This window comes from Flavobacterium sp. (assembly GCF_049318325.1).
GTDB lineage: Bacteria > Bacteroidota > Bacteroidia > Flavobacteriales > Flavobacteriaceae > Flavobacterium.
The window spans coordinates 1-5,303 of sequence record NZ_JBMOGQ010000144.1; the positions used below are offsets into that span (position 1 = coordinate 1).

5 protein-coding genes are annotated in these 5,303 nt (G+C 33.5%); all 5 read right to left on the reverse strand.

Annotated features, from left to right (window positions below):
• Positions 1–58: 58 nt before the first annotated feature.
• From ACOYLP_RS10510 to ACOYLP_RS10530, 5 genes are read right to left on the reverse strand one after another with little or no spacing between them, the layout of a single operon-like run.
• Positions 59–1,153, reverse strand: a complete 1,095-nt coding sequence (locus tag ACOYLP_RS10510) for a protein kinase domain-containing protein (RefSeq protein WP_422856124.1) — start codon at positions 1,151–1,153, stop codon at positions 59–61.
• Positions 1,153–2,160: a protein kinase domain-containing protein gene (locus ACOYLP_RS10515; RefSeq protein WP_422856125.1), complete on the reverse strand. Its 1,008-nt coding sequence runs from the start codon at positions 2,158–2,160 to the stop codon at positions 1,153–1,155. The genes ACOYLP_RS10510 and ACOYLP_RS10515 overlap by 1 nt, the downstream gene beginning before the upstream one ends.
• Positions 2,161–2,163: 3 nt before the next feature.
• Entirely contained in the window at positions 2,164–3,453 is a 1,290-nt protein-coding gene (locus ACOYLP_RS10520; protein ID WP_422856126.1) for a hypothetical protein, read from the reverse strand.
• On the reverse strand, positions 3,450–4,028 hold the full coding sequence (locus ACOYLP_RS10525; protein WP_422856127.1) for a hypothetical protein: 579 nt from the start codon (positions 4,026–4,028) through the stop codon (positions 3,450–3,452). Before ACOYLP_RS10525 ends, ACOYLP_RS10520 begins: the two co-directional genes overlap by 4 nt.
• Positions 4,029–4,030: 2 nt before the next feature.
• A complete protein-coding gene (locus ACOYLP_RS10530; RefSeq protein ID WP_422856128.1) occupies positions 4,031–4,885 on the reverse strand; it encodes a vWA domain-containing protein in 855 nt (284 codons plus the stop codon).
• Positions 4,886–5,303: the final 418 nt, after the last annotated feature.

Sequence of the window (5,303 nt, forward strand, 5' to 3'; positions counted from 1 at the left end):
TTTTTTTGTCGAATCTAAACTCTTTCACTTCCGGAGGGGGCAGAATTTCAAACGACAATTATTTTTCAGCTTTAACTTTTAGATTTTCACAAATAATTGTGTAGGTGTTTTTCTTTGGGATAAAAGAAACTTTTCCTTGCTTAGGAATACTCCCAATTTCTGGTTCTATTTTAACCATTAGTGCATTCTCGACGGTCCATGAAAATTCAATTTCAGCACCACGAAGAACCTCTTCTTTGTTTGCCTGAAATGAAATAATCTCCGGAGCAAGAAAATACTCCGTAAATGGCTTTAATTCTAAATAATATGGATTTGAAAGATATTCTTTAAGAATTATTAGCAGGGCATCAATAGTTGCATTTACGCCTTTTAAATCGGCATATATTGTGGAGGATTCAATATTTTCAAAGTCTTTTTCATTAAATAATAAATATTGCGTGTCTTTAACTTTATATTTATCCCATAGACTGGGGTCTGCAGCAATTCCAAGAATAGATATGTAAATAATCAATTCTGAAAAATAGTCTGCTTTTAAAGATGCTTTACTGCTTATAAATCTACTTGGATGCTGATACCCTTTTAGTCCAGTAACCAGCTCTTTTTGACCTTCAATTTCAGGAATACAAATTGAGTCGTAATCAACTAATTTAATTTTTCCTGAATCATTTATAAGAATATTACCTTCCTGTAAATCACCATGTGAAATTTTAGCTTCCTTTAGTGTTTTCGCCATTTCAAGGAAATCGTTCGCAAGTGATTCTAGTTGAGCCTTATCGTTTAAATGTTTTTCAATATAGTCTTTCAATAAAAGTCCTTCTAACCACTCCATTCGGATAGTGTCTGTCAACTCTCCATTGACCAAAAGACCATTTTCATCATAAATAAAATCAGCAAAATAGGGGAGTTTAGAATTGGTTAAATATTTTGAAATAGCGACATAGCGGTCTTTGTTCTCGCCCATTGGAACGTGCCAAACTCGAAATGCCCATTTTTTTGTATTATGGACAAGTTGAAAAACCATATTAAACCCACCTGCAAATACAAATGGACTACCATCGGTTTTTAATCTTGGTTTTGCTCCTTTTAATTCAGGTGTTTTGAGAAAAAGGTCAAGATTCTTTATTGCCGTTATTATGTCCTGTTTGTTTGGCATTAAAATTTATCAGTAATATTTTTTGCATTAGGTGCTTTGATTTCCTTTTTCTCTGGTTTGTTAGGTTGTTTATCCCATTTTGAGGCAATATTATCTTTTGCAACTTCAAGTTTATCAATTAAAAGTTCCTCTAATGGTTGTAAATCCATGATATCAGATTTCCTTAATTGTTCTTTCAATCGTTGTGTTAATTCTTTTACCGATTGATTTGAAGAAAATAGAAAATTGTTTATTAATTGAGATTTGTCTGGATTGTGGAAATCTTCTTTTGAAAAAAGTAAATCTTCTGTTTCGTAATATTTATTCCATAAATTTGGATATTGCTCAAAAGCAAGCAATGATAAGTAGATTACTAATTCAGAAAAATAGTCTAACTTATGATTTAATGTTTTGTTTTGATTTCTTGACGGATGTTGATAGCCTGGAAGGCCTTTTATTGCATCTGGCATACCTTCAAGCGGTTTGATAAACATTGAATCATAATCAATTATCATTAAACCTCCATCTTCTTTAACAAGAATATTTCCGTGTTGTAAATCTCCGTGCGCAATATTTTCTTTATGAAAATATTCTACCATCTTTTTAAAGTTGTTTGCTATTTTCGGAAGAATTGACTTTAAGCTAGAAACATTGTCATTGATGTATTCTTTTAATGGCTTCCCATCAACCCAATCCATAACTACGATAGGGTATATAGAACCACTTATCAATACGGCATTATCTAAATACTTAAAGTCGCAAAAATATGGGTTATTCAAGGCCTTCAAATACGTTGAAATTTCTTGACTTCTTTTTTTTGCCTCCCCAATATCTGCAATCCAAAAGCGGACTGCTACTTTCTTTGAATCTTTGGTGAGAAAAGGGAAAACCGTAGTATAGCCGCCTGAATATTGAATAATACGTGAACCTGTCTGGATTATAGAACCGCCAATAAGTTCATTCGCCTTGAAACTTACATGTGGATTACGCATTGCGGTTACAATTTCAGTTCTTGAAGGATATTCCATAATCTAAAATTTATCAACAATCTTAGACTTGGGATCAATATTTGGCTGTTCCTTTGACTCCAAGTTTGCAGATTCATTTTTTTCAACTTTGGCTTCCTCTATCTTTTCTGTTTCTTCATTTTTATCATTACCATGGCTTTTATTTTCAACGGGTGTTGTTTCTAATTCACCACGGCTTTCTTTAACTGGTTCTAGCTGTTTTGAGGATTGCCCGTCTATGTTCTCCGCCTCTGAATCAGAATTATTTTCAGGCAACTCAGCTTCGATATTTTCCTCTTTCTCCTTGCCTAAAAAAAGTTCCTTTACCGTTTTCATTCCTTTCGATATAAATCCTTTACGCAATTGTACTTCTTTAATTTCCTTCGCGGAACCTTCTTTTGTTGTTGATTCGTATTGTGAACTGTCAAATTTGTTGTCTTTAGGGTTCTCTGATTCTTTTTCTTGCTTTGCTTTTTCTTCTTCTTGTTTTTTTTGTTTAACTCTTTCTTCTTCCGCTTCCTGATTAGCTATCAAATCATGTAATTTCGTTACTTGTTCAGATTCGTACTCAATGCCATTCTTTTCTACTTCAGATAGCTCAATACATAAAATCGCACAATCATCATTTGTCATTTGATTTTCTTCATTTGCTTGCGAAATGAATTTTTCAAAGTCTGCTTGTGATTGCCATACCGTTATTTCCCCAATGGCATTTTCTCCTTCTTTTATAAACCATTCTGCCATTGCATCTGTCATTAAATAAAATATACCGTTTATGAGGTTACCACTTTCCTCTTTAGGCCTTCCTTTATGGTCATCACCGATACTTGTCAGGTAATCAGGAAAATTATCGAAAACAATAGGGACGGTTTTACTAGATAGTATTACCAACTCATTTTGAAAGTCTTTGAAATCCTTTGGGATAAAAAACAAGAAACTATCACCCAGTGCTGAGGCAGACCATTTTTTTTCTTTTTCAAAAAATTGTAACCCAACAAATGTGGCTAGTGCCGGGTCTTTTCTATTATACTGTGATTTAGTAAACCACTTGGTATCTGGCAAAGCAACTATTTTATCAATTCTTTTTTGCCATTCCTCTTGACAAAATTTTATGAGGTCATTTCCGCTCAAGTCTGTTCTTTCGACGAATTGAGTAACCACTATTTCTGACCAAAATTTAGGAAAGAAAGATCTAGAAACACCATCTGAAACAGAAAATCTATGACTGCTTTTATTTACAGCATAGTTATCTGCACAATCAATATAATGTTCGGCTCTTTTACAAGTTAAAAATCCTTTTATTGTAACTTTCATTTTAACACTTTTTCAATCAGTTTTGGACCTTTAAAATTCAACTCAGATTTAACAAATAATTTTACTAATTGAGCTATTTCATTTTTTTCATCCTTATAAAAATGAACAATTATTGATTCTGGGTATTCAGGTTCTTTATTAACGTGCCATTCTTTAAAATGATTTTCTACAAAAGAAATATTAGCCGGATAACTGCCCTTTTGTTCATCCTCAATCCAAGAGAGTTCCTCTTCCTCAATTTCTACTAAATTACCTTTATCATTAGTAAATTTCTTTTTTACTTTTACTATTCTGCTAGGGTTATCAGCAAAAAAAGACAGCCAACCTTCCTTTATTTCAAACTTTTCAGCCTTGTAGGAAATTAGTTTTATATAGCATCTATTTTTTATTATTCCACTAGATCCAACATTACATAGGATCAGGTTCAATATAAAGATGTTAACCTCCTTTGAAATGGCGAGGATGCTTTCTTTATAATTCGTTTGGTCAACCAAAAGAAAAATCAAGCCGGGTTTGTGCGTATTGTAAAATGAAAAAATATTTATGCCTCCATTATTGTCTATTTTAATCTCCATTTCTAGGCAATTCTATCTGTACCACCTGAAGAACCAAAGTTGATAAACTGGATTAATGTTTCAGGACCTGCATTAGAAACAAAGCCTCTTGAATCTTCGGTTGTTACAAATTCGTGCTTTCTTGCTGCTTCTCTATATGTTTCTGGTACTTTACTTGATATTTTGAAAAGCAATTTTCCTTGTTCATCTGAAATTTTGCTTTCGCTTGATTCAAATTTAGATTCGTTGAATGGCGGTTGTCCAATATGCACATTGAAAATAATCGGGTTCCCGTCATTTGTTTTGATGTTCATTATTGAATTGGCAACGGAAATAGTTTTTTCCGTGTCTTCCAAAGGATTGCTTCCTGTGAATGGCATTCCATCGGAAACATTTATAATAACAGGAGCGGGATTATCAGGCTTTTTACTAATCCATTCTTCGATTAACTGTTTGGCAAAGTCTAGGGCTTCTGACATAGGCGTTAATCCATTTCTTGGACAAGTCGGCTCTAAATAGATTGCCATTTCCTCTTCAATTTCTACTATGCCTCCTGCTCCATCAGACACTTTCTTTTTAACTTTTTCTGTTCTTAATGGGCTATCAGCAAAGGCACTCAAATAATCTGATCGAATGTCATCAACAGAATTACCACCTTGTCCACCATATCCAATGATTGAGATGAAAACTCTGTCTTTAATTTTATCCCCTGCACTATTGGTGAAAATTAGATCATTAATTGTTTTGTTAATTACCAGTGCCGTAAACTCGGCTTTGTTTTTACCGCCAGTGTAGTCTTGACCCATTGAACCTGATTGGTCAACAAGAAAGATGATGTAACCCGGAGTTGCAGAACTCCATTGCTTTGAATTGTTCATATTGTTTTATTTCTGGTTTTAAAATTAGAAAATAAATTAAATGCCTAGCACGTGCAAAAAACTGGAGCGAATTCATTTTTCCATATTTCGTTAAATTCTGAACTTGTCATGCAGTTTAGGTTATAAGGGTTAGATTAATAAAGCATACTTGTAGGGTTATCTAATTACATCAGCTATAAACCAATTCATCAGAGATATTAAAGATATCCACTTTTTAGATTCAAAAGCAAGATTTTTTTAACAACATGTTGATATACAAGCATTTAAACTGAAAATTATTTTCAGTTTAAAGTGTAAATGCTTGATTTGGTTGTAGTTAAAAATGGGGTGCTGAGGGGCATTTTCCTTACCTTTTCTTTCCAACCCGCCCGCGGCAGGAATTTAACCCAGCGGCATTCAGAGCACTACGCCCGATACT

Bases quoted from the DNA above. Each gene is read 5' to 3' on its own strand.
- ACOYLP_RS10510 (WP_422856124.1), bottom strand. From the start codon at position 1,153: ATGCCAAACAAACAGGACATAATAACGGCAATAAAGAATCTTGACCTT.
- ACOYLP_RS10515 (WP_422856125.1), bottom strand. From the start codon at position 2,160: ATGGAATATCCTTCAAGAACTGAAATTGTAACCGCAATGCGTAATCCA.
- ACOYLP_RS10520 (WP_422856126.1), bottom strand. From the start codon at position 3,453: ATGAAAGTTACAATAAAAGGATTTTTAACTTGTAAAAGAGCCGAACAT.
- ACOYLP_RS10525 (WP_422856127.1), bottom strand. From the start codon at position 4,028: ATGGAGATTAAAATAGACAATAATGGAGGCATAAATATTTTTTCATTT.
- ACOYLP_RS10530 (WP_422856128.1), bottom strand. From the start codon at position 4,885: ATGAACAATTCAAAGCAATGGAGTTCTGCAACTCCGGGTTACATCATC.